The organism is Curtobacterium sp. MCLR17_044, from assembly GCF_003234435.1.
GTDB classification, from domain to species: domain Bacteria; phylum Actinomycetota; class Actinomycetes; order Actinomycetales; family Microbacteriaceae; genus Curtobacterium; species Curtobacterium flaccumfaciens.
The window spans coordinates 94869-118356 of the sequence record NZ_QKTC01000002.1; the positions used below are offsets into that span (position 1 = coordinate 94869).

The 23488-nt window shown below is 71.3% G+C and carries 24 protein-coding genes and 4 tRNA genes; 15 read left to right on the plus strand and 13 right to left on the minus strand.

The window, feature by feature from the left end; genetic code table 11:
• Positions 1-46 precede the first annotated feature (46 nt).
• Entirely contained in the window at positions 47-253 is a 207-nt protein-coding gene (locus DEJ04_RS02085) for a hypothetical protein (protein ID WP_027465565.1), read from the plus strand.
• Positions 254-273: 20 nt separating this feature from the next.
• Here the strand turns inward: DEJ04_RS02085 and DEJ04_RS02090 are convergent, their stop codons facing one another.
• Positions 274-1656 carry a hypothetical protein gene (locus tag DEJ04_RS02090; RefSeq protein ID WP_111046068.1) on the minus strand — a complete coding sequence of 461 codons (1383 nt, stop codon included), beginning with the start codon at positions 1654-1656 and terminating at the stop codon, positions 274-276.
• Entirely contained in the window at positions 1653-2066 is a 414-nt protein-coding gene (locus DEJ04_RS02095) for a MerR family transcriptional regulator (RefSeq protein WP_111046070.1), read from the minus strand. Before DEJ04_RS02095 ends, DEJ04_RS02090 begins: the two co-directional genes overlap by 4 nt.
• Positions 2067-2122: 56 nt before the next feature.
• Here DEJ04_RS02095 and DEJ04_RS02100 point away from each other — a divergent pair, with 56 nt between their 5' ends.
• Positions 2123-3004, plus strand: a complete 882-nt coding sequence (locus DEJ04_RS02100) for an alpha/beta fold hydrolase (protein WP_111046072.1) — start codon at positions 2123-2125, stop codon at positions 3002-3004.
• Positions 3005-3019: 15 nt separating this feature from the next.
• Here the strand turns inward: DEJ04_RS02100 and DEJ04_RS02105 are convergent, their stop codons facing one another.
• On the minus strand, positions 3020-3310 hold the full coding sequence (locus DEJ04_RS02105) for a hypothetical protein (RefSeq protein ID WP_111022873.1): 291 nt from the start codon (positions 3308-3310) through the stop codon (positions 3020-3022).
• A complete protein-coding gene (locus tag DEJ04_RS18795; protein WP_111046074.1) occupies positions 3310-3903 on the minus strand; it encodes an HdeD family acid-resistance protein in 594 nt (197 codons plus the stop codon). Before DEJ04_RS18795 ends, DEJ04_RS02105 begins: the two co-directional genes overlap by 1 nt.
• Before the next feature lie 255 nt (positions 3904-4158).
• Here DEJ04_RS18795 and DEJ04_RS02115 point away from each other — a divergent pair, with 255 nt between their 5' ends.
• The 7 genes from DEJ04_RS02115 to DEJ04_RS02145 all read left to right on the plus strand — a co-directional run bounded on the left by DEJ04_RS02115 (position 4159) and on the right by DEJ04_RS02145 (position 10081).
• Positions 4159-4911: an HpcH/HpaI aldolase/citrate lyase family protein gene (locus DEJ04_RS02115; RefSeq protein WP_181437702.1), complete on the plus strand. Its 753-nt coding sequence runs from the start codon at positions 4159-4161 to the stop codon at positions 4909-4911.
• A 159-nt stretch (positions 4912-5070) separates the two neighbouring features.
• Complete coding sequence (locus DEJ04_RS02120; protein ID WP_111046078.1) at positions 5071-6726, plus strand: catalase; 1656 nt, start codon at positions 5071-5073, stop codon at positions 6724-6726.
• A gap of 303 nt (positions 6727-7029) precedes the next feature.
• The gene (locus DEJ04_RS02125; protein WP_146248621.1) at positions 7030-7482 is read left to right on the plus strand and encodes a hypothetical protein; all 453 of its coding nucleotides are present in this window, start codon (positions 7030-7032) and stop codon (positions 7480-7482) included.
• Positions 7479-8654 (plus strand): zinc-dependent alcohol dehydrogenase, encoded by a 1176-nt coding sequence (locus DEJ04_RS02130; RefSeq protein ID WP_111031770.1) that lies wholly within the window; start codon positions 7479-7481, stop codon positions 8652-8654. Before DEJ04_RS02125 ends, DEJ04_RS02130 begins: the two co-directional genes overlap by 4 nt.
• Before the next feature lie 51 nt (positions 8655-8705).
• Positions 8706-9344, plus strand: a complete 639-nt coding sequence (locus DEJ04_RS02135) for a DUF1345 domain-containing protein (protein ID WP_111039569.1) — start codon at positions 8706-8708, stop codon at positions 9342-9344.
• A gap of 35 nt (positions 9345-9379) precedes the next feature.
• Entirely contained in the window at positions 9380-9682 is a 303-nt protein-coding gene (locus tag DEJ04_RS02140; protein ID WP_111039568.1) for a DUF4190 domain-containing protein, read from the plus strand.
• 30 nt (positions 9683-9712) lie between these two features.
• Entirely contained in the window at positions 9713-10081 is a 369-nt protein-coding gene (locus DEJ04_RS02145; protein WP_111046082.1) for a GNAT family N-acetyltransferase, read from the plus strand.
• Between the two features lie 3 nt (positions 10082-10084).
• On the opposite strand, the gene DEJ04_RS02150 is transcribed toward DEJ04_RS02145, so the two are convergent.
• From DEJ04_RS02150 to DEJ04_RS18315, 3 genes are all read right to left on the minus strand, one after another.
• Positions 10085-11137: a BLUF domain-containing protein gene (locus tag DEJ04_RS02150; RefSeq protein WP_111046084.1), complete on the minus strand. Its 1053-nt coding sequence runs from the start codon at positions 11135-11137 to the stop codon at positions 10085-10087.
• A 246-nt stretch (positions 11138-11383) separates the two neighbouring features.
• Positions 11384-11878 carry a hypothetical protein gene (locus tag DEJ04_RS02155; RefSeq protein ID WP_111046086.1) on the minus strand — a complete coding sequence of 165 codons (495 nt, stop codon included), beginning with the start codon at positions 11876-11878 and terminating at the stop codon, positions 11384-11386.
• Positions 11879-11954: 76 nt separating this feature from the next.
• Positions 11955-12101, minus strand: a complete 147-nt coding sequence (locus DEJ04_RS18315) for a hypothetical protein (protein WP_181437703.1) — start codon at positions 12099-12101, stop codon at positions 11955-11957.
• A gap of 224 nt (positions 12102-12325) precedes the next feature.
• Here DEJ04_RS18315 and DEJ04_RS02160 point away from each other — a divergent pair, with 224 nt between their 5' ends.
• A complete protein-coding gene (locus DEJ04_RS02160) occupies positions 12326-12721 on the plus strand; it encodes a hypothetical protein (RefSeq protein ID WP_146248622.1) in 396 nt (131 codons plus the stop codon).
• 24 nt (positions 12722-12745) lie between these two features.
• Here the strand turns inward: DEJ04_RS02160 and DEJ04_RS02165 are convergent, their stop codons facing one another.
• The 5 genes from DEJ04_RS02165 to DEJ04_RS02185 all read right to left on the minus strand — a co-directional run bounded on the left by DEJ04_RS02165 (position 12746) and on the right by DEJ04_RS02185 (position 14923).
• Positions 12746-13930, minus strand: coding sequence for an MFS transporter (locus DEJ04_RS02165; protein ID WP_181437704.1), 1185 nt, complete (start codon positions 13928-13930; stop codon positions 12746-12748).
• A 139-nt stretch (positions 13931-14069) separates the two neighbouring features.
• Positions 14070-14450: a hypothetical protein gene (locus tag DEJ04_RS02170; protein ID WP_146246884.1), complete on the minus strand. Its 381-nt coding sequence runs from the start codon at positions 14448-14450 to the stop codon at positions 14070-14072.
• 123 nt (positions 14451-14573) lie between these two features.
• Positions 14574-14648 (minus strand) — tRNA-Val (locus tag DEJ04_RS02175).
• Positions 14649-14695: 47 nt separating this feature from the next.
• Positions 14696-14769: transfer RNA gene (locus tag DEJ04_RS02180), tRNA-Cys, on the minus strand.
• 82 nt (positions 14770-14851) lie between these two features.
• Positions 14852-14923, minus strand: a tRNA-Gly gene (locus DEJ04_RS02185).
• Between the two features lie 215 nt (positions 14924-15138).
• Between DEJ04_RS02185 and DEJ04_RS02190 the strand changes: the two genes are divergently transcribed.
• The 5 genes from DEJ04_RS02190 to DEJ04_RS02210 all read left to right on the plus strand — a co-directional run bounded on the left by DEJ04_RS02190 (position 15139) and on the right by DEJ04_RS02210 (position 21741).
• Positions 15139-15211: transfer RNA gene (locus tag DEJ04_RS02190), tRNA-Val, on the plus strand.
• A gap of 113 nt (positions 15212-15324) precedes the next feature.
• Positions 15325-16890: a DUF3375 family protein gene (locus DEJ04_RS02195; RefSeq protein WP_111046092.1), complete on the plus strand. Its 1566-nt coding sequence runs from the start codon at positions 15325-15327 to the stop codon at positions 16888-16890.
• Positions 16887-17675 carry a DUF4194 domain-containing protein gene (locus DEJ04_RS02200; RefSeq protein WP_111046094.1) on the plus strand — a complete coding sequence of 263 codons (789 nt, stop codon included), beginning with the start codon at positions 16887-16889 and terminating at the stop codon, positions 17673-17675. Before DEJ04_RS02195 ends, DEJ04_RS02200 begins: the two co-directional genes overlap by 4 nt.
• Positions 17672-21040 (plus strand): ATP-binding protein, encoded by a 3369-nt coding sequence (locus DEJ04_RS02205; protein WP_111046096.1) that lies wholly within the window; start codon positions 17672-17674, stop codon positions 21038-21040. Before DEJ04_RS02200 ends, DEJ04_RS02205 begins: the two co-directional genes overlap by 4 nt.
• 413 nt (positions 21041-21453) lie before the next feature.
• On the plus strand, positions 21454-21741 hold the full coding sequence (locus tag DEJ04_RS02210; protein WP_111046098.1) for a hypothetical protein: 288 nt from the start codon (positions 21454-21456) through the stop codon (positions 21739-21741).
• Positions 21742-21907: 166 nt separating this feature from the next.
• Here DEJ04_RS02210 and DEJ04_RS02215 read toward each other — a convergent pair whose 3' ends face one another.
• The gene (locus tag DEJ04_RS02215) at positions 21908-23374 is read right to left on the minus strand and encodes a peptide MFS transporter (RefSeq protein WP_181437705.1); all 1467 of its coding nucleotides are present in this window, start codon (positions 23372-23374) and stop codon (positions 21908-21910) included.
• Positions 23375-23488 lie beyond the last annotated feature (114 nt).

Below are 23488 nucleotides of genomic sequence, written 5' to 3' on the forward strand. Positions count from 1 at the left end.
GGCGCGGCGCGGGCGGTCCGTCAGGTCGACGGAGTTCGATCGGACCATGAGCTACGTGCACGACAATCCCGGCGGGACCGAGGCCCACGGCGTCGACCTGGTCGACGGCGACGCCCCCGCGATCCGGATCCTGGTGCACGGCGACCTGCCGACCACGATCGAGCACGAGGGTCGCACCTGGCTCGCGACGGGCGACGCCCACGACGCCGGCGACGACGACACCCCGCCGATCGCGATCTACCGCCCGGTCTGAGCCGACCCAGGGCGGCCCGGTCAGTGACCGCGGACGTCACCCGTCAGGATCGCGTGCTCGACACCCGCTGACAGCTCGTCGTGCAGGGCGTCCGCGAAGAACTCGCCAGCACCGAGGCTGATGAGGTGCGCGACCGCGGCCTCGGCGGCCGGGAACCCGGGCTCCCACTCGTCGTGCAGGAACGCGCGGACGTGTCCGGACTCGTGCACGACGACCACGCCGATGTGCTCGTGCCGGGTGCCGTCCTCGAGCACGGCGTCGAAGACGATCGGCTCGGTGTCCTCACCGAGTTCCTCGAGCAGGACGGTGCCGGTGCCCGGCCACTCCGTCCGGTACGGCGGCAGGTCGGGTGCGTGCAGGTGCCCGGCGAGCTCGTCCGACGCCGACTCGATGTGTCCGGTGGACAGGTACTCGTCGACGACGTCGTGGATGCGGGCGTGCAGGTCCGGCTCGTACTGCCACCAGCGCTGGTGCACGGTGCGCAGCCACTCCTGGGTCGCGGCGTCGGCCGAGGCCGAGATCCCCACGAGCTGCGGTGCGGTGCCGGGCGAACCGACGACCTCGAGCTGTTCGTCGTGCGTCTCCACCGTGATCGACCCGGTGGTCTCGTCCGGGTGCACGCCGTGGACGTCCTCGGGCGCGGCGGCCCAGATGCTGGCGGGGAGCTTCGGCGGCAGGTCGAACGGCACCGCGATCGCGGGTTGCGTCATCGCGTGGTCGATCGCGTCGCCGAGGTGCACCTCGTCCGCCCGGGACCCCATCACGATGCCACCGGCCGGCGGCGCGAGCGACAGGTGTTCCAGGTCGTCCGGCGCGGCGTTCATGGAGGTGAGCACCGCGGTGTCGGCCCACTGCACGAACCCGCCGGCGGAACGGTCGTCCTCGCCGAACGGCACGTCCCACACCGTCGGGTCCGTGAGCACCCACGATGCGGTGCGACCGGCCGGACCGTGGCGGACCGCGTCGACGATCGCCGGCACCAGTCCGGGCAGCGCTCGGTAGGCGGGACGGACCGTGAGCCGGTCGACGGCGAGCAGGTCGGGCTTGCCGAGCATCTCGGCGGCGTGGGTCTGCAGCGAGAAGAACGTCTCCCCCGTCGCGTCCTGCGCGGCGACGGCGGACGCGAAGGACCCCGCGACGTCGGAGACCTGGTAGCCGAGCACCAGGGCCTCGAGCGACTCCGGTGCACGGCTCGTGAAGGCGGTGACCTCGGCGACGGAGACCGCCTCGGTCTCGTCGTCGTCGGTGATCGGGACGCGGACGTCGATCACCCACCGGTCGACGTCCTGCCCGGGGTAGGCGTCACCGTCCTCGTCCGAGATCGTGATGTGCACCAGGCGCAGGGAACCGTCCCAGGCGTCGTGGACGTGCTGGGCGATGGCGGCATCGGGGTCGTCGTTCACGGACGCAACGGTACCGGTGCGGAGGGCCCCGACCGGAGCCGCGTGCCCGAGGAAGCGTAGGCGGAGCACGACGGGCACCGCGTCAGCAGGTCGTGGGTGCAGTCGATCACGTGCTCGAGGAACCGCTCGGCATCGGCCAGCTGGTCACGCTGCGCCCGGATCTGGCGGAGACGCTCGGTGATCACGCCGGACCGGTCGGGTGCACTCCGTCGGAGCACCAGCCGGATCTCCGCCAGGCTCATGCCGACGCCCTGGCAGGCCCGGACGACCTGCAGGCGACGGACGTCTTCCTCGGAGTACTCCCGGTGACCCGACGGCGCTCGATCGGGGACGACGACCCCCGTGTCGTGCCAGTGCCGCAGCACGTGGACCTCGACGCCGACCCGCCGAGCTGCTGCACCGATCCGCACCGTGCCCCGTTCGTTCCTCTTGACCTCAGGTCGACCTGAGGTCCTAGCGTGCGACCATGCTGCCACGCCGAGCGCCCCTCCCCGTACCCGTCCACCTCCCCGCCCCGGTCCCGGTCGTCGTGGAAGGCACCACCATCGCCACGAGGGTCCTCGAGCCGGCAGGACCGGCACGCGGCGACGTCGTCCTGTGCCACGGCACCCCCTGGTCGTCGGCGGTCTGGGCCGAGGTCGGCCGGGCGCTCGCGCAGGACCACCGGGTGTTCCTCTGGGACATGCCCGGGTACGGCGACTCGGACCGCGGGCCGACCGTGGACGCCACGCTCCGAGCGCAGGCGATCCGTCTCGGCGCGCTCCTCGACCGGTGGGGCCTCGACCGACCCCACCTGGTCGCACACGACGTGGGCGGCGCCGTGGCGCTCCGGGCGCACCTGCTGCACGGTGCCGAGTACGCGAGCCTGTTCCTCTGGGACGCCGTCGTGCTCGACCCCTGGGGGTCTCCGTTCTTCCGGCTGGTGGCGGAGCACCGTGACGTCTTCGACCGACTCCCCGGCGACCTGCACGCCGCCCTGGTGCGGCAGTACATCGACGGTGCCTCGGCGCGGGGCTTCTCGCCGGTGGACCTCGAGGCCCTGGCGCGGCCGTGGGCCGGCCCCGAGGGGCAGGTCGCGTTCTCACTCCAGATCGCCGCGCTGACCCCCGACGACACCCGCGCGGTCGCCGAGCTGTTGGGCTCCGTGCGGTGCCGGACCCGGATCGGGTGGGGGCGGCAGGACCCCTGGATCCCCCTGCACCAGGCCTTCGACCTGCAGACGGCGCTGCCCGGGCACCCCGAGGTCGTCGTGCTCGACGACGTCGGGCACCTCGCCCCGTGGGAGGACCCCGTCGCGGTCACGGCCGCGCTCCGGCAGTGGGTACACCGTCCGGTGGGCTCGGAGTGACCCGCACGGCGCCGTTCAGATCAGGGCGCGGGCGGCGAGCACGACGGCCGCTCCCCCGACGGTCAGCGCCGCGAGCACCGACAGCACCACCGCGACGGTGTCCCGCCGGGCCGGGGCACTCGCGCGGACGGCACCGGCGACGAGCTGCTGGGCCGCCGCCAGGGACGCCGCGCTCCCGAGCGGGCGGTCGTCCTGGTCGAACGCCAGGAACCGCTCACGCACGTGCAGCACGAGCCCCAGGCTGGTCCCGTGGTCGCGCGCCACCCAGGACTTCGGTCCCTGTTGCTCCCAGCGGACGGCGAGCATCAGGGGCCGGGGACCGGCAGGCCGGCCCGCTCCCCGTCCGGATGCGGCCAGCTGAACGCGACGACGAGCTGGACGACACCGAACACGATGAGCACGCTCCCCACCGCGGCCACCGTCACCAGCGCGCCGAGGCCCGGCAGGTTCATCACCAGGATGCCGCTCAGCACACTGAGCACGGCGAGCACCACGGTCAGCGCACGGCGGCCCACCCACGGTGCGTAGATGAGTGCGATGCCCTCGAGGATCCAGGCGAACCCGAGCAGCAGCGCCACCCACCGCGCCCCGATCGGCGGGAACACGATCGCGACGACACCGCCGGCGACCACCAGTGCCCCGAGGACCACCAGCCCGACCTGACGCCACCAGACCCGAGGGTGCACCTGGAGTCCCCGGACGACCAGCGCCGCCCCCGACACGACCAGGTAGATCCCGAAGACCCACGACACCGCGAACAGCGTCGCGTGGGGCAGGACGATCGCAGCCAGCCCGGCGAGCACGCCCACCGCGCCGACGATCCCGAACGCCCACCGGATCCGGTCGCCGCCCGGCGGAAGCGAGCCAGTCCGCTGGCCGACGTCACGTTCGTCACGCATGTCCGTCCGACCTCCCTGCAGGTCCTGACTGGTGCTGTGGTGCTGGTGGGTGCTGGCGACCTGTGATCGCCCGTGCGGTGCGTCCTGCGCACAGGACTACACCCGAAGGTGAGCACTTGTCCATGTCCCATGCGTGCGCATGAGGCACGCCTCCAGTCCCGGCGGACGAGCGCCGAGCGCTCCGTGGACGGTAGCCTGACGCGCCGGCCGACGAACCACCGGCGATCGCGACGGCAGACCAGACGGAGGACCACGGTGGCAGCACTCGGAGACGGCCGCGCCGACGGCGTGTGGTGCACGCTCGGCGAACCCCGGACCACCGCGCAGATCGCCCAGAACGGGTTCGCCTGGCTCGGCCTCGACGCCCAGCACGGCGCCTTCGACGACGCCACACTCCTGGCGACGATGCCGGCGCTCGCCGCGGTCGCTCCGCAGGTCCCCGTCGGGATTCGTGTCGCCGAGGGCTCGGACGCCGCGATCGGCCGTGCGCTCGACCTCGGTGCCGACATCGTGATCGTCCCGATGATCGAGACCGTCGAGCAGGCCGAGCACGCCGTGCGCGCCGCGCACTACCCACCGCGGGGCCGACGGAGCTGGGGGCCGATGGCAGGACTCTGGGGCGGTGCGGCACCATCCGCCGCAGCTGCCGACCCCGAGGTGTGGGTGATGCTCGAGACACCCGAGGGCCTCCGTGCCGCCGAGCAGATCCTGGCGGTCCCGGGCGTCTCGGCGGTGTTCGTCGGCCCCTTCGACCTGTCGATCGGGCTCGGCGTGGATCTGCGCGAGCTGCTCGACGCCGACAGCGCCACGGACCCCCTCCCCGCGATCGTCGCCGCAGCCCGCCGCGCCGGCAAGCACACCGGCGCCTTCGCCGGTGACCTGGCCCGCGCCGAACGGCTCCGCGCGCTCGGGTTCGACCGCGTCGCCGTCGTCACCGACGGGACCCTGCTGGCCCACGGCGCGGCCGCGGTGCTCGGCGCAGCAGCCACCGGTCGCACCTCGTACTGACGGGCCGTCAGCGGCGAAGTACTGACGGGTCGTCAGCGGCGAACGCACCGGCGACCGGTCCTCGTCGGCGTCCTCGACGCCGCTGAGAGGGCGTGCCCGCGCCCCGGTCCACACTCGGTCGGGAACCCGAGCCGACCGCGACCGCAGAGAGGACGAGACATGACCGACGTCTCCAGCCAACCGCCCGCCGAGGGCGACGACCGCCGCATCCTGACGAACCGCCAGGGCCACCCCGTCTCCGACAACCAGAACCAGCGCACCGTCGGGGCCCGTGGCCCGGCGACGCTCGAGAACTACCAGTTCCTCGAGAAGATCAGCCACTTCGACCGCGAACGGATCCCGGAGCGGGTCGTGCACGCGCGCGGTGCCGTCGCCTTCGGGTACTTCGAGGCCACCGGCACGTGGGGTGACGAACCCATCGCGCAGTACACCCGCGCGAAGCTGTTCCAGGAGCCCGGCAAGCGCACCGACCTGGCGATCCGGTTCTCCACCGTGATCGGCGGCCGTGACTCCTCGGAAGCTGCCCGCGACCCGCGCGGCTTCGCCGTGAAGTTCTACACCGAGGACGGCAACTGGGACCTCGTCGGCAACAACCTCGGCGTCTTCTTCATCCGCGACGCCATCAAGTTCCCCGACGTCATCCACTCCCTCAAGCCCGACCCCGTGACCTTCCGCCAGGAGCCGGCGCGCATCTTCGACTTCATGTCGCAGACCCCCGAGTCGATGCACATGCTCGTCAACCTGTTCAGCCCGCGCGGCATCCCCGCGAACTACCGCACCCAGCAGGGCTTCGGCGTGAACACCTACAAGTGGGTGAACGCGGACGGTGACACCAAGCTCGTCAAGTACCACTGGATCCCGTCGGTGGGCGTGTCCTCGATGACCGAGGCCGACGCCGCCGCCGTGCAGGCCGGCGACCTCGGGCACGCGTCGAAGGACCTGTACGAGGCGATCGAGCGTGGTGAGTACCCCGAGTGGGAGCTCCGTGTGCAGCTCATGGACGACCACGAGCACCCGGAGCTCGACTTCGACCCGCTCGACGACACGAAGGTGTGGCCGGAGAACGAGTTCCCGCCGAAGCCCGTCGGCAAGATGGTCCTGGACCGCAACGTCACGAACCACTTCGCCGAGAACGAGCAGCTGTCCTTCGGCACCGGCGTGCTCGTCGACGGCCTGGACTTCTCCGACGACAAGATGCTCGTCGGCCGCACGTTCTCGTACTCGGACACGCAGCGCTACCGCGTCGGCCCGAACTACCTGCAGCTGCCGGTGAACGCCCCGAAGAACGGCGCCGTCGCGACCAACCAGCGCGACGGACAGATGGCCTACCACCAGGACCACGGCGGCGAGAACCCGCACGTCAACTACGAGCCGTCGATCACCGGCGGTCTGCGCGAGGCGGAGTACCCGACCCACGACGACCAGGGACCGGAGATCGTCGGGCGTCTCACCCGCAAGCGGATCCCCCGGACGAACGACTACACCCAGGCCGGCCAGCGGTACCTGCTCCTGCAGGACTGGGAGCGCGACGACCTGGTCGCGAACTTCGTCGACCTCATCTCGCAGGCGGCCCGTCCGGTGCAGGAGCGCATGCTCTGGCACTTCTACATGGTCGAGGACGACCTGGGTCGTCGTGTCGGCGAGGGGCTCGGCATCACCCTCGACGAGGTCAAGGACCTGCCCCCGCTGCAGTCACAGACGCTCAGCGACGACGAGCTCGCCCGCCTGGCGAACCTCGGCCACAACGGCTCCCGCGACGTCGAGGGCCTGATGATGACGCACTGCGTCCCCGACGAACGCGCCGTGCGCGTCTGAGACGCGACCCCAGGACGGACGGGAGGCCCGGTGCCAGCTGGCACCGGGCCTCCCGTCCGTCTCGCTGCCGTCACCTGCCGCAGCGCATCACGGACAACCCGGGACGACGCCAGGGAGGCCACGCTCACCGTGGATCGACAGGAGCGACTCCGCGACCCCGACCGGCACGATCGCGCGGTCGTCGCTCCCGTCCCGTTGATCCGCACCGATGCGACTCAAGGAGGCCGCGATGGAACACACGAATCCCCGGCGGTGTGGCGCGAACGCGTCCGCTGCCCACCGACTCCTCGCCAGGACACCACGATGAGGGCCCGGAACCTCGCCGCCGCTGCGATGGTCACGGCTGCCGTCGGCATCGTCGTCTCGCGCCGCCGACGCGGCGCACCCGGGCCCGTACGGAAGGTGCTGGCCGAACCGCGTTCCGGCTGGCACGCGGTCACGGTGAACCGCGGGCAGGACGCGGTGCTGCCAGGCGGGCGGATCCCCGCGCCGCTCACGGCGTTCGGGCAGGACGTCGAGGTGGAGGCCCGTCCCGCGCCCGGCGATCGTGGCACCGAGCTCCGTGCCCGGTTCCGTGGCGGCGGCCCGGATTCACGGGGTCGGCTGCGGGCCGCTCTGCGTGAGGCGAAGCAACTCATCGAGGTCGGCGAGGTGCTCCGGGTGGATCCGGTCCCCCACGGCCGACGGAAGGCCACACCCACCGGCGCGTTGGTGGACGTGGCGACGAAACGGAGCACCGAGGAGGGTGTGCTGTGAAGGCGCTCTGTTGGACCGGGGTCAACGAGACCGCGGTGGAGACGGTGGAGGACCCGAAGATCCTCAACGATCACGACGTGATCCTGAAGGTGCGTCTGAGCACCACCTGCGGGTCGGACCTGCACCTGCTCGGCGGGTACATCCCGACCATGCGATCCGGAGACGTCCTGGGGCACGAGTTCATGGGAGAAGTCGTCGAGACGGGATCGGCCGTCACGAAGCACAAGGTGGGCGACCGGGTCGTCGTCTGCTCGTTCATCGCCTGCGGGCAGTGCTGGTACTGCACCCACGGGCAGTTCTCGCTCTGCGACAACGGCAACCCGAACCCGGGCTTGACCGAGGCGATGTGGGGGTCGTCGATCGGCGGCTGCTTCGCCTACAGCCACGCGCTCGGCGGGTTCGCAGGCAGCCACGCCGAGTACGTCCGCGTGCCCTACGCCGATCAGGGGGCGTTCACGGTCCCCGACGGCGTGTCCGACACGGCCGCCCTGTTCGCCTCCGATGCCGCACCCACCGGGTGGACCGGAGCCGACCTGGCCGGGATCACACCGGGTGACACCGTCGCAGTGTGGGGCGCCGGTGGTGTGGGCCAGATGGCCGCTCGTGCAGCGATGCTCCTCGGCGCCGAGCAGGTGATCGTGATCGACCGTCTGCCCGAACGGCTGCGACAGGTGCGCGAGCACATCGGTGCCGAGACGCTCGACTACACGAGCGACGCCGTGCTGCCGGAACTCAAGGAACGCACCGGCGGTCGGGGTCCCGACGTGTGCATCGAGGCCGTCGGCATGGAAGCGCACGGCACCGGACCGCTGTACCTGTACGACCAGGCCAAGCAGCAGCTGCGGTTGCAGACCGACAGGCCGACCGCCCTGCGCGAGGCGATCTACGCCTGCCGGAAGGGCGGCAGCCTGTTCTCGCTCGGGGTCTTCGGTGGGCTCGTCGACAAGTTCCCGTTCGGCGCGATCATGAACAAGGGCATGACGGTCCGCGGCGCTCAGCAGCACGGGCACCGCTACATCCCGATGATCCTCGACCGCATCGCCGCGGGAGAGATCAGCACCGAGCACCTCGCCACGCACGTGATGCCACTGTCGCAAGGGCCGCGCGGGTACGAGATGTTCAAGAACAAGGACGACGGCTGCGTCCGCGCCGTCTTCACCCCCGGCGTGTGACGACCGACCACGCAGCGGACAGGGGGAAGGAACGATCGTGAAGGCACGACGATGAACGATCGGATTCTCTCCACGCGTCGGGCGCTCGTCATCGTGGGGATCGGGGTCCTGGTCGGGGTCGCGTTGACCTTCACCGGGGCTCCGTCCCTCGGGCCGCTCGCGGCCTGGTGCACGGCCGGCCTGATCGCGCTGGTCCAGGTCTGGCACAAGTGCTGGCGCCAGGACGCCGACGGCACCGAGCGTCTCGCCCGCGAGGAGTCCGAGACACGGGTCAGTGACAACGCGCTCATCGTGGCTTGTTTCGCGAGTCTCGCCGCCGTCGTCCTGGCGCTGAGCGAAGCCAGCCAGGCGCGAGATCCGGCCTCGGTCGCGGCGGTCATGCTGGGTGTGCTCGGCACGATGGTGGCGTGGGCGTTGGTCAACACGGTCTACGCCTTGAAGTACGCCCGGATGTTCTTCCTCGACCACCGGGGCGGTGGGTTCGACGTCAAGCAGGACGGGCGGCCGACCTACAGCGACTTCGCCTACTTCGCCTTCACGATCGGCATGTCGTACGCGGCACCAGAGATCGAGCCGGATGACAGTGAGACCCGGCGGAAGGCGTTGCCGCACGCGCTGCTGTCGTACTTCTTCGGGACGGTGCTGATCGCGGTCGCCATCAACCTGGTGACGAACCTCGGTCAGGGGTGAGCGGAGGAATCCTCGTCGACCCTAGGCTGGCCGACGTGACCGACCTCGCTCCTGACCAGACCGCGCCGAGCGCCGCCGGGTCCCCCGCATCGGCAGCCGTGCCGCTCCCGCCCCTCAGCCTGCTCGCGGTGGTGGCGATCGCCCTCGCGTTCGTGGCACCGATCGGCGGTCTCGTCGTCGGGTTCATCGCGCGCCGGGACGTGCGACTGACCGGTGAGCGGGGTGACGGCATCGCGTTCGCGGCGATCCTGATCGGGGCGACGCTGACGTTGTTCGGGGTTATCGTGCCGCTGTTCCTCGGCGGTGCCGGGTTCTTCGACCTGGACCTCCAGCTCTGAGCACCGGACGCCGGTCGCTACCCTGACCGAGTGGGGAACGATCCTGATGTCTCGACGCTGATCCGGCCGGCGACGCTCGCTGATGCGGATGCGATCGCCCATGTGCACATGGTGTCGTGGCGAGAGACCTACGGCCGGTTCGTCGACGACCCGGACACGAGCCCGTGGTTCGAGGTGGGTCGCCGGGTCGACATGTGGCGGTCGACGCTCGAGAGTCCCGACGTCCGAGAAGCAGTCCAGGCACTCCTCGACACCGTGCTCGCCGATCGTCCGGCGTCGCTGTGGGTGGCCGCGGACAACCTGCGGGCGCACGCCTTCTACCGGCGGAACGGCTTCACGCCCGACGGTGCCGAGTCGGCGTTCGGACCCATCCCCCGGACCGTGCGTCTGGTGCGCTGAACGTCAGTCCCCCGCCGGCGCGGAGATGTCCCACACGGTGGTCTCCTCGTACTGCTCGGACCAGCCGCGGCGCATCCGGGCGGCGGCACGGTCGAACGCGTCGACGACGTCGGTGTCCGGCGTCAGCAGCGCCTGCAGGCGGATGCCGTCGTAGAGGGCGAGCAGCTGCTGTGCCCCGCGGATCGGGTCCATCGTCGCCGGTTCGCGGCCGGTGCGGACGTCTTCCTGCAGCGCGGTGCGGACGGTCTCGCGGAACTGCAGGTACGCAGACCGGTAGTAGTCGGCGCCGTCCGTCGACGGGTCGGTCGAGATGGCCAGCGTCGCGGCGATCAGACGCATGAGGGACGGGTCCTCAGCGTGGGCGGAGAGCAGCGCGTGCAGGAACGCGACCGTGCCCTTCTCACCGGCGAGCGGCAGCAGCGGTGCCGACACCGCACGGGTCCACCGCATCACCGCGGCGGCCAGCAGTGCGTGCTCGGAGGGGAAGAGCTCGAGGAGCTCGGCCTGCCGCATCCCCGACCGGGACGCGACGCCCTCGAGCGAGAAGCGTGACAGTCCCCCGTCGTGGATGAGCGCGATCGCACCGTTGATCGCCCGGGTGCGCGGGACTTCCTCGTCGGCGGCGTTCTGGTTCGTCAGTGGTGCCAGCGGGTGCTTCCGGAACCAGTCCAGGAGGGCGCGAGCGCGGGAGGCCCCGAACGCCGGATCAGTCGGGCGACCCGGGCTGAACAGGTCGCTGAACCCCGGTACGTCGTGCATCAGCGGGTCGAGGGACTGGAACGCCATCGACCAGTCCGGGAACGAGCGCTGGGCGATCGGCTCGTCGAGCAGCACCCGGACGTTCGTGTGCCGCGGGTCGGCCCGGACCTGGTCGAAGCGCTCCCGGACGACGTCGTCCTCGCCCTCGATGATCCCGATGCAGTTGTCGTCGCGGTGCGCGAGCATGCCGGTGACGCCGAGCCGGGTGTTCTTCTCGCGACCGACCGCCAGGATCTGGGCGAGTTCGGAATCCGTGATCGGACGGGTCTGGGTGCTGGTGTAGACGAGCGATCGCATGGTGCTGCTTCCTGGTCGGACGGTCCCCCGGTGTGTGGGAGGCGCCGCCGTGTCGAACCCGAATCGACTCGACGGCACCTCGTGGTCACCGTAACCAGCGGCGACCACCTTCACTGCGACGCAAGACGGTCCGTGGCTGTTCGGCACCCGGAGGATGCCGACCTCTGAATGGAACCATCTGCCCGAGTCCGGCGGTACCCCCACAACGGGGAACGCACGTTCTCCGGCCGCATTCCGGGGCGAGCGTCAGTGCGCGCGGTCGCCCGACGGTGGCGTCTCGAAGATGCGCTCACCCGTCGTCGGGTCCCACCCGATGGTGCGGGGTTCCGCTGCTCGCGGGCGTCGTGCGTCCCGCGGGAAGAACGGACGGGCACTGGGCAGGTAGCTGAGCACCGCGGCGACGACGACGCAGACGGCGTCGACGAGGCTCCAGTCCACGCCGTCGGTGGCGATGGTGAGCACTTCGCTGCAGGCAGTCAGCCCGGCGATGATGGCGAGCCAGAGACGCGCGTTGCCGGAGCCTCGTCCCATCCGCGTCGCCAGCCACACGAACAGGGCCGACCAGGCGAGGACGAGGACGAGCCCGAGCGACGCCCCGATGATCGCGCCGCCGGCTTCGCGCATGGAGACGACCATGCCGGGCGCGGCGACCACGAGACTGATGACGACGGACGCCCACCAGAGCGCCACGGCGATCGTGACGACCCGCGGTCGCGTGCGCTGTTCGGCGTGCTGTTCCATCAGGTGCTCCCCCGTCGTTCCGCTGGATGCGGCTCGACGATCCTACGGTGACGGAGCGGAACCACGGCCGCGCTGCCTAAGGGCGGTAGTCCTCGCGACGCGGCGGGACCTGCGCCGCGTGGGAATCGGTGTACGGCTTCGCGCCACGCATCCCGCCCAGCGTCTTCGCAGCCGTCGTCAGCAACCAGCCCAGCCCTCGTGCCACGATGCTCAAGATCTTCATGGCGCCCCCTCGTCGGACCGACCCTCGGTGTCGGCCTCGTCCCGTCACACCGTACGCGGAGGGCCGGATTCCCGCCAGGGACGGCAGACTCTCGGTCCCGTCGTCGATCGACGTCGCGCATAGGCTGGACGCCCGACCGGGGAGGAGTCGCGATGCCGGTGGTCCGTGAGCGAGTGCCGTTGTGGCGCACACCCTGGTGGCACCCTCGCCGCTGGGAGGCGCGGATGTGGGGGCTGCTCGTTGCGGCTGCTGCTGGCGGCGTCCTCCGCGAAGTGGCGCATCCGTTCTACGACGACGGGGTGCGGGCGGTCGCGAACTGGCTCGCCCTCTGCATCCCAGGATGTGTGATCGCGTACGTCGTGGTCGGTCGGTGGAAGAAGGGCCTCACCACGCTCTGGAAGCCGTCGTGGCGCGAGCTCCGACGGATCCTGGTGGCAGCACCGCTCGGAGTGCTGGCCCTGCGCCTGCTCGTCGAGGACGACGACGGGTGGTTGTGGCTGCTCGCCGGGGTGTCCGCCGCGCTGCTCGCGCTCGCGGTGGCTCGCTGGGTCGCTGCGCGCCGCGATCGTCGACGTCGGACGAATGCCTACGGGACGGTGTCCGCTGACCCGTACGCGTAGCGCCCGATGGGGTTCGTCTGTGCCCTACGCGTCCCGTGCGGCGGCCGTCTTCGACGGTAACCGCGATGCCACGAGCGTCCCGACGAGCGCCACCACCGCGAAGGCCGCGAACCCGAACGGCAGCCCGATCGCGCTGCCGACACCACCGACGACAAGTGGTCCGACGGCGTCCCCGGTCTCACGCCCGAGCTCCGCTGAACCCATGGTGCGACCGAGCCGATCCGGCGGAGTCGTCCCGGCGAGGTGCGCGAACGCGACGGGTGTCAGCGTGGCGACACCGGCCCCGGCGAGCAGGGCCGCGATGAAGACGGCCACCGCCGAGGGTGCGACGGCGACCACCAGGAACGCAGCGGCCACCGCGGCCGTCCCGGCCACCCCCGCGACCCCGGTACCGAGACGCCCGGCGTCGTGCAGTCGGCCGGCGACGGGCTGCACGAGCGACGACGTCACCGCGAGGACGGCGACCGCGAGCGTCGACACCAGGAGCGGGATGCCGAGCTCGGTACCGAGCGCGGGGAGCATCCCGGTCAGCGCGCCGATCGCAGCGCTGCCGACGGCCAGGACGACGACCGGGATCAGGAACTGGCGGTCCATGGCCGCTCGGACCATCACGGCGAGCGTGGCCCGCTGCCGGGGCAGGGGCACGATCGGCTCGACGGCGACGAGCACCGCCACCGCCGTCACGAGGGCCATCACGACGAGGATCCCGAAGAGCCACTGCGTGCTGCCGAACTGCACCACGAGTGCACCGATGACCGGTCCCCCGGCGTAGCCGAGACCCTTCCACGAGCCGTACCGACCGAAGTACGTCCCGCGGCGGTGCGCCGGCACGAGGCGGGCAACTGCGGCGGACGATGCGGGCGAGAACGCGGAGGCGCCGGCACCCTGCAGCAGACGGGCGAGCCCGAGCCAGAACGGACCGGTCCCGAAGACGCCGATGAGTGAAGCTGCCGCGAAGACAACGAGTCCGCCGACGATCACCGGTCGCGGGCCGATGCGGTCGGACAGTGCGCCGAAGACCGGCTTGAGGACGAGTTCGGCGACGTCGTAGAGCGCCAGGAAGAGCCCCAGCCACGCGAGCGTCAGGCCCAGTTCGAGGTGCTCGCCGCCGACCGCCGCGGCGATGCCGTTCGCCCCGAAGGCGGTCACGAACCCCGCGGCGTACAGCGGAGCGAGCCGAGGGGCAGTGGTCGTCGACGAGGCGGTCACGTGCTCACCTTGGCCGACCGCGCTCTGGTCCACCAGCCCCTCGTGGTCGACACGCGGGTCGGCAAACTCCGCGCGCCCTGCGACGAGGCCGGCTGACTCGATCTGGGCCATTCCAGTCGCCGTCGAGGGAACTCCGTCGCTACAGCCGGATCGCCCACTCGATGGTCGGCGGTGCTCCGCCGCCGTGTCGGAGGGCGTAGTCGTCCAACACCGCCCGGCGGACGTCCACACCGCTCGCGAATCGTTCCAGGTGTGTCAGGAGCCATTCTGCCGGCGCCTCGTCGATCATCTCCTGCCACGTCGGACCGAGCACTTCGTCCAGTTCGAGTACGGCAGCGTGGGTGTCACGGCCGTCGAACTCGTAGACCGCGACTCGGCGCGCGGTGAACGCCAGCCAGACTCCTCGTTCGACGACGACGTCACCGGGGTCCCGATCGTCCCGCTGCCACTCGCAGACCTTGTGGAACAGCACCGGCGTGGTGCCGCGTCGGGCACGCTTCCGCCTCCGGCCGATCTGCATGACCACCACCGTACCGGGCGGGGTCCACGGAACATCGCGGTCCTGGCGGACTGGGAACGACGAGCAGACCGGAACGAAGAAAGCCCCCGGCCGGACCTGGTGGTCCTGCCGGGGGCTTCGTGGTGGTGGGCGATACTGGGATCGAACCAGTGACCTCTTCCGTGTCAGGGAAGCGCGCTACCGCTGCGCCAATCGCCCAAGTCCCTGCGTGGACCGGAGTCCATCAAGGTCTTGGAGGGTGGATCTGGAGGTGGGGACGGGATTCGAACCCGCGTGGACGGCTTTGCAGGCCGCTGCCTAGCCTCTCGGCCACCCCACCATCGAGGTTCACGTCTCCGTGAGTACCCGAACGGTGGGATACCCTCTGGTGAGTCGCGGGCCTTCGAGAAGACCCACACTCGAGCGGATGACGAGATTCGAACTCGCGACCCTCACCTTGGCAAGGTGATGCGCTACCACTGCGCCACATCCGCACTTGTCGTTCCGCTGTCGCGGCGACGACGTAAACTCTATACGCACCGGGGCACTTCCACCAAAATCCTCCCCGTTCACCGGGCGTGTCCCCCGAGTTCATGCGGATCGGGGCGGTTCGACACCCCCTGCGGACAGCGCGCCACACCCGGGCCGCGCGACGTGTTCGATGCACCGCCGGACTTCCGCTAGTATCAATCCGCACGAACAGTGCAGGGGGCGATTGGCGCAGTTGGTAGCGCGCTTCGTTCACACCGAAGAGGTCATCAGTTCGAGTCTGGTATCGCCCACACAGCAACACACACCACCGACAAGAGCCCGACGCAGCAGCGTCGGGCTCTTGTCATCTCATCAGGCCGCAGCACGCGGGCCAGACCACCAGCACGATCGGACGAAGGGGCGCATGACCGACGTCGACCTCGAGTTCGCCCGGGTCCGAGCGGTCCTCGACCGTCCGACCCTGCGGCTCATGTCCCGGCCGACCAGCGCCACGGTCCTCGCCGTGTTCCGCACGGTCTTCGACCGCGACGTGCAGTACGTCCCCGCCGACCGCATGCACCTGCAGGTCGAGGAACACGTCGCGCGCCTGCAGGCCGCGGGTGCCCGTGTGCCCGCGAGCGACCAGCCGGTGCCGGCGGCCAGCGCGCAGGCCGAAAGCGAGCAGACCGAGGGCGAGCAGGAGGCCCGCCCGAACGGCCGCGCCCTGTGCCGCGAGTGGGTCGGCGCCCAGTGGCTCGTCCGCTCGAACTCCCCCGACGGCGACGAGCAGTACTCCCTGACGAGCCACGCCCTCGAGGCGCTGAGCCTCGTCGACGCCCTGTCGGCCGACCGTGCCCTGATCAGCGAGAGCCGCCTGGCGATGATCGTCGACGCCGTGCACCGGTGGGCCGCCCGCGCCGAACCCGACCCCGACGTGCAGATCCGCCGGATCGACGCCCAGATCGCCGAGCTGCAGGCGGAGCGGGAGCGCCTGGAGCACGGCGACGACGTCGTGGCCGTCGACGACGACCGGATGCGCGACGGGTACACGAACATCTCCGACCTGATCCGGCAGCTGCCGAGCGACTTCAAGCGCGTGGAAGAGGCGGTCGCGACGATGCACCGCTCGATCGTCGAGGACTTCCGGCAAGAGGTCCGCCCCATCGGCGAGATCCTCGACGACTACCTGGCGCGCACGGACAACCTGATGGAAGCGACGCCCGAGGGCCGTGCCTTCGAGGGCGCCTTCGAACTGCTGCGCGACGACGCCCTGCTCCTGCGGCTCCGCGACGACATCGCGACGATCCTGGCGCACCCGTTCGCGCAGGGCCTCGGAGCCGGCGAGCGTCGGGCCTTCCGCAACACCGTGACGATCCTGCGCCAGGGCATCGAGGACGTCCTCGCCCAGCGCCGTCAGCTCACCGCCACGCTCCGCGACCAGATCGTCGCCCACGACGTGGTGCGCGACCGCGAGCTCGACGCGGTGCTCCGCTCGATCAACCGCGGCTTCGCCACCCTGATGGACCAGGGCGGCGCACGCGACCGGATCCCGCTGCCGCTCCTACCGGCGGCCGCCGAGGTCGGCACGCTGCGCGAGCGCTTCTACGACCCGGACGCCGAGTCCGTGCCGCCGCCCATCGAGGAACCCGACGACGACGTCTTCGAGGACCTCGACGTCGAGATGCTCCGCATGCACGGCGGGCCGCTCCTGACCGAGCTGCGCGCGGCACTCCGCTTCGCCGAGGCCGACTCCAGCGTCGACGCGTTCCACGGGCTGCCGCCCGAGCAGCGCCGACCGGTCGAGCTCTTCGGCCTCGCGCACCTGCTGACGGGGCGCGACGACTTCGAGTCCGCCGCGCACGTCGCCGAGCACCGCACGATCCGCCCCGACGGCACCGCGATCACCTTCCACATGCCCACCGCTGCGCTCGACGACGAGCACCGTCCGGTCGGCGACGCACACGACGAGAACGCACAGGAGGCACGGTGAGCGACACGACGCCGGCACCGGTCGACGACACGGTCCCCTACGACGACCCCGCATCCGTGATGCAGGACGACGAGCGTGACGAGTCCAGCTTCGCCCTCTTCGAGGGCGACGAGGGCCGGCTCGACGAGCACCAGCGACGCGCCCTGGTGGCACTGCTGCGGCACTCGTACGTCAGCTCCCGCACGCACCCCGACGAGTGGCGTGCGGTCCTCGACGCCGAGTACCAGCTGCGGTCCCGCCTGAACGACCTGTTCCTCGAGCTGCACGTCGACCGTGACCGTGAGGTCGCCTGGAAGCGCCAGGCCCGGTCGGAGAGCCAGCGCCGCACGTTCCCGACCCTGCTCCGCGACCTGCCGTACACCCGCGAGGAGACGATCGTCCTCGTCTACCTGCGGATGCGCCTGCGCGCCGACGCCCGACCGGGCCCGGACCAGGTCGTCGTCGACCGGTCCGAGATCCTCGGGCACGTGGCGGGCTTCCGTCCGGCGACCGCGACCGACCGCACCCGCGACGAGGGCCGGGTCGCGAAGGCGATCGAGCGCCTCGTGACCGCACGCATCCTGATCCGCACCTCCGACCCGGACCGCTTCCGGGTGGCGAGCGTCGTCGAGGTGCTGCTCCCCCTGGAGCGCCTGCTCGAACTGGACACCTGGTTGCGGACCACCACCGCGCAGGGTGAGGCGACCACCCCGGGCGGCGAGCCGACGGACGGGGACGACCCGGGCCTCCCGACTGACGGCGAAGCCGAGACCGACACCGACGACGAAGGCGAGACGGAAGCGTGACCGACACGTTCGAGATCCCGGCGCTCTTCGACACGGTCGCGCAGTGGCGCGCCGAGTCGATGCAGGTCGTCAACTGGGGTGGGTTCCACGGCCACCGGCAGGTCGAGCTGTCCGGCACGGCGACGCTCATCTCCGGCGCCTCGGGCACCGGCAAGTCCACGCTGATGGACGCCTACCTGGCCGTGATGATGCCGTCCGACGTGCCGTTCAACGGCGCCTCGAACGACGCCACCACCGGCCGCGCCCGCAGCGCCGACCAGCGCAACCTGCTCACGTACCTGCGCGGCAAGGTCGACACCCGGCGCGACCCGGAGACCGGCAGCCTGCGCGACGTGAACCTGCGCGGCGACGACCAGACCACCTGGGGCGCGGCGGCGGTCACGTTCCGGAACGACGACGAGCGGCGCTTCACGGTGCTGCGGGCGTACATCGTGCCGAAGCGTGCCCGCGGGGTCGGTGACATCCAGATGACCATGGCGACGGTGGACGACACCTTCGACCTGCGCCGGCTCGAGGAGTTCGTGCCGTCGCGGTTCCACCACCTCGAGCTGACCGGCCGCGTGCCGGGGCTCGTCATCCGCGACACCTACCAGGAGCTCGCGTACACGCTGCAGACCCGGCTGGGCATCGGTGACTCCGGCGGCGGCAACCGGGCGATGCGTCTGCTCGCCCGGATCCAGGCCGGCCAGCACCTGCCGACCGTCGACGCGCTGTACAAGTCGCTCGTGCTCGAGACCCCCGGCACGTACGAGGCGGCGGACCGGGCCCTCGCGCACTTCTCCGCCCTCGATGAAGCGTACGAGGCGATGGACACCGAGGAGCGCAAGGTCCGCATCCTCTCCCCCATCACCGACCTGCACGACGAGATCTCGCGCGCGACCGAGGCCGCAGCGGCCCTCGACGGCATCGCGACCGGCGCCGAGGTGTCGCCGTTCGCGCACTGGACGGCCTCGCGGAAGCGCGACCTGCTCGACGCCGAGGTGTCGCGCAACGCCCGCGAGCGAACGGCATCGCGCGCCGAGGTCGCCGCGGCCGAGGCCCGGCACGCCGCCGTCGAGATCGAGCTGCGCGACGCCGAGGCCCGGCTCCGCGACCAGGGCGGCAACGCACTCGCCCAGCTCGAGGACCGCATCGAACGGCTCACCCGTGAGCGCGACGCCGTGGTCCGCACCCGCGCCACGTTCGACGAGCGCACGGCGGTGCTCGGCACGTCCGTCGCGACCGAGGCCGACTTCACCGCCGCGCAGCGCGCCTCGCACGAGTTCCTCGGGTCGTACGCCGACGCGCGGACCGCCCTCGACGAGCGCCGCGACGCCCTGACCCGCGAGGAGTACCCGCTCCTCGACCGCGAACGGTCCCTGCGGCAGGAGCGCCAGTCGCTCGAGCACCGGCAGGGCGCCATGCCGCTGCCGATGCACGAGGCCCGGCTCGCGATGGCCCGTGCCACCGGCATCGACCCGGCCGAACTGCCCTTCGTGGCGGAACTGCTCGACGTGCTGCCCGGCGAGGAGCGCTGGCGCACGGCCATCGAGTCCGTCCTGGCGCCCGTCGCCCGCACGCTGCTCGTCGACCAGGACCGCCTCGGCGACTTCAGCGAGGCGATCGACGCACTCCGCCTGCCCGTCCGCGTGCAGTTCGAGGGTGTGCCGACCGGGCCGCACCTGGACCTCGACGGCGACCCGGCGATGGTCTCCGGCAAGCTCGCCATCAAGCCGTCCCCGTTCAGCACCTGGGTGCGCGAACGGATCGAGTCCGACCGCACCGACGCCCGCTGCGTCGCCTCGGCGTCGGACCTCGGCGGTGGTGGCCGCCGGGTCACCGAGTCCGGGCAGCTCCGCGACGGCCGTCGTGGCGCGCACGGTGACCGCCGCCAGTCGAACGTCATCGGCTTCACGAACGAGGCCCGCGTCGCCGCGGTCGAGCAGGAGCTCGCCTCGATCGCGCAGGACCTCGCGACGCTCGAGGCCCGCCGCACCGACGTCGCGCAGGACCTCACCGCGCTCGACGTGCTCCGCGCCGCGCACCAGCACGTGGTCGACGTCACGTGGGCCGCGATCGACGTCGACGGGCTCGGGACGTCCCTCGCCCGGCTCGACGAGGAACGGCAGGCGCTGCTCGCCGCCGACGACGGCCTCCGGACGCTGCGGGCCTCGGTCGCCCGGCTCCGGAAGTCCCTCGACGAGGCCGCCGACCGTCGCTCCGCCGCACGCTTGTCCGTCCAGCGGCTCGAGGAGCGCCACGCGGTGCTCGTCGACGGCCAGGACGCCGCCGCCGAGATCCTGGAGCGCTTCGACTCCTCGCCCGGTTCGCTGCCGGACGACCAGCAGTCCCGCCTGCTCGAGGAGACCTTCGAGGAGATCGGCGCCCCGGACGGCGTCGACGGGTTCGACGACGCGACTCGACGGCTGAAGCGTCGGCTCGAGGAGCGGCTCACGCAGGCGCTCGACGGTGCCGCGGCGGCCTCGACCTCGTTGACGCTGACGTTCCAGCGGTACCAGGACGCCTGGCCCGACCCGAACCTCGGCACCGGCGTCGCGTCGTACCCGGACTACCACGCGATCCTCGACCAGATCGTGGCGACCGGCCTGCACGCGCGTCGGAGCGAGTGGCGTCGACGCCTGTCGCAGTGGAGCGGCGAGGACCTCGTCCCGCTCGCCGGCGCCTTCGACCGCGCCGTCGTCGAGATCGAGGAGCGCCTCGAGCCGGTCAACGAGATCCTGCGGGAGCTGCCGTTCGGCGCGAACCGGGACCGCCTGAAGATCCAGATCCGCCGGGTCACCCGCGAGGACGTCACCGCCTTCCGCCGTGAGCTCCGCGCCCTGTCCGCCTCGGTCGACACCGAGCTGACCGACGACGTGCTCGAGACCCGGTTCCGACGGCTCCGGCGCTTCATGGCGGTCATCCGGCCCGACCCCGACGCCGCCCGGGGCCGCACCACCCAGCGCGACGCGGTGCTCGACGTCCGACGGCACATGGAGATCACGGCCGTCCGGTACGACACCGACGGCAACGACCTCGGCGTGTACTCGTCGCTCGGCGACAAGTCCGGTGGTGAGACGCAGGAACTCGTGGCGTTCATCGTCGGCGCCGCGCTGCGCTACCAGCTCGGCGACGAGACCCGCCCACGGCCCCGGTTCGCGCCGGTGTTCCTCGACGAGGCCTTCATCAAGGCGGACTCGGAGTTCGCCGGCCGTGCGGTCACCGCGTGGCTCCGGCTCGGGTTCCAGCTCGTCGTGAGTGCGCCGCTCGACAAGGTCACGGCGCTCGAACCGTCGATGGAGCGGCTCCTGTCGATGCGCAAGCACCCCGAGACGGGCCACTCGTCCATCACCGAGATCGCCCGGGTGGAGCCGGCCGCCGTCTGACGCGGGCGTGGTCTGGTCGCGCGTGTCGGCTGGTCAAGACACCCCGCTCAGTCCCGCCGAGGGGTCACGAACTGTCGCCTGGCGGCGGCGCAGCCGACAGTTCGTGACCACTCGACGCGCGGCAGGCGGGGTGTCCCGACCACCCGGCCCGCGCTCTGGACGCGACCGACAACGGCCTGGAGGCGCGCCACGGGCCCGCCACGGGCCTCCCGGCCGTCGTCCCGCCGGTCGCAACACCCCGCTCAGGTCCGCCGAGGGGTCACGAACCGTCGCCTGGCGGCGGCGCAGCCGACAGTTCGTGACCACTCGGCGCGCCGCGGGCGGGGTGTCCTGACCACCCGGCGGCCGGGCCGTCAGCGTGTCGACAGGTGCCGCACAGACGTTCCGTGACCACTCGCCGCTACGGTGATGGCGTGTTCGGACGCCGCCGCTCCCCCAGTCCCCGCCCCGACGACGCTCCCGGTCTCGGCATCGGGGCCCTCGTGCAGGTCATCGACACCGATCGGGGTGGCGAGCAGTGGGCCGACGAGCCGATCGGGGTGATCGTGGCTCCCGGCGGGAGTCAGATCGGCGGGACACAGCGCACGTGGACCGTCGCCTTCGATGAGCCCGCGTACACGAAGGACGGCCGCGGCCCCTTCGAGCGCGCGACCGTCCTGAGTCGTCAGCTGGTGCCGGTCACGACCGACAGCGGCGAGTAGTCCGGGTCAGGGACTCAGTACTCCTCGGAGCCGCTCTTCATCATGGCCGCGACGGCCATGCAGCACCCGACGCCACCGAGGACGCCGACGCCGATGATGATCCCTGCGATGAGTTCGAGCATGGGTGGTGACTCCTTGGTTGCGTCGGCGTGTGGCTCCGCTCAGGTTACCGGATGCCGCGCATGAGCCGCAGCACCGGCTTGGCCAGGAGCAGCAGGACCACGCCCACCACGACGGCGACCAGACCGAGGATCGTGAAGTACGGGGCCTCGTTCGCCGGGTCGTAGTAGCGGGACAGCACCCCGGTGACGGCGGTGCCCAGCGACACCGACAGGAAGAACAGCGCGACCATCTGGGTCTGGAACTTCGGCGGCGCGAGCTTCGTGGCGACGGACTGGCCGACGGGCGAGAGCAGCAGCTCGGCGAGTGTGAAGACCAGCAGGATGCCGACGAGCGCCAGCAGCGGCGTGCCGTTCTCGCCCGAGCCGGTGAACGGCAGGAAGAGCAGGAACGCGAGCCCCATGATCCCGGTGCCGAGAGCGAACTTCGTCGGGGTGGACGGCTGGCGGTCACCGAGCTTGGTCCACAGCGCCGCGAAGACACCGGACAGCACGATGATGAAGACCGGGTTGATCGACTGCACCCACGACACCGGCATCTCCCAGCCGAACAGTGAGCGGTCGAGACGCTCGTCGGAGTAGACCGTCACGACGGTGAACTGCTGCTGGTAGAGCGACCAGAACACGGCACTGCCGATGAACAGCGGGATGAACGCGAAGACCCGCGACCGCTCGTCACGGGTGATGCCGCTCGACAGGATGACCACGAAGTAGCCGATGGTGGCCAGCACGACGACCGCCACCACGACGGTGGGCAGGTTGCCGACGTTGAGCAGGCCGGTCAGCACGGCGACGACGATGACGACGAGCGCGACGACGACGCCGGCTCCGATGAGCGGCAGACGCCGGCGGTCGACGGGGTTCGCCACGTGGCGGACGACCTCGGGCAGCTTCTTCCGCCTGATCGCGTACTGCACCAGGCCCGCCGCCATGCCGACGGCGGCGAGGCCGAAGCCCCAGTGGAAGCCGAGCGAGCTCTGCAGCAGCCCGGTGAGCAGCGGTCCGAAGAACGCCCCGAGGTTCACGCCGAGGTAGTACAGCGAGAAGCCGGCGTCGCGGCGCGGGTCATCGCGGCTGTAGAGGCCGCCGACGATCGTGGTGGCGGTGGCCTTGAGCCCGCCGGAGCCGAGCGCGATGAGCACGAGGCCGACCCCGACCCCGGCCACCCCGGGGATGAGCGCGAGGGCGATGTGCCCGAGCATCACGACGATCGCGCTGCCGAACAGGGTCCGGTCCGCACCGATCAGCCGGTCGGCGATCCACGCCCCGATGATCGTGAACAGGTAGACCGCGCCGCCGTAGGCACCCATGATGCCGGTGGCGATGCCCTTGTCGATCCCCAGGCCGCCCTGCGTGACCGTGTAGTACATGTAGATGAGGACGATGCCCTGCATCCCGTAGAACGAGAACCGCTCCCAGAGCTCCACGGCGAACGGTGTCGAGAGCTCGAACGGTTGCCCGAAGAAGGTGCGTCCGGGACGGCCTTCGCGGTCCGCGGGGGTGGTACGTGACATGGCGGCCAGTCTGCCCCTGGCCGGGTGGGCACGCCCAATCGTCGAACCCCGCTCATGTCTTTGGAGGGTTCCCACGACCTCGTGACGGCACGGGCGACACGGGGTTGTGCGGCC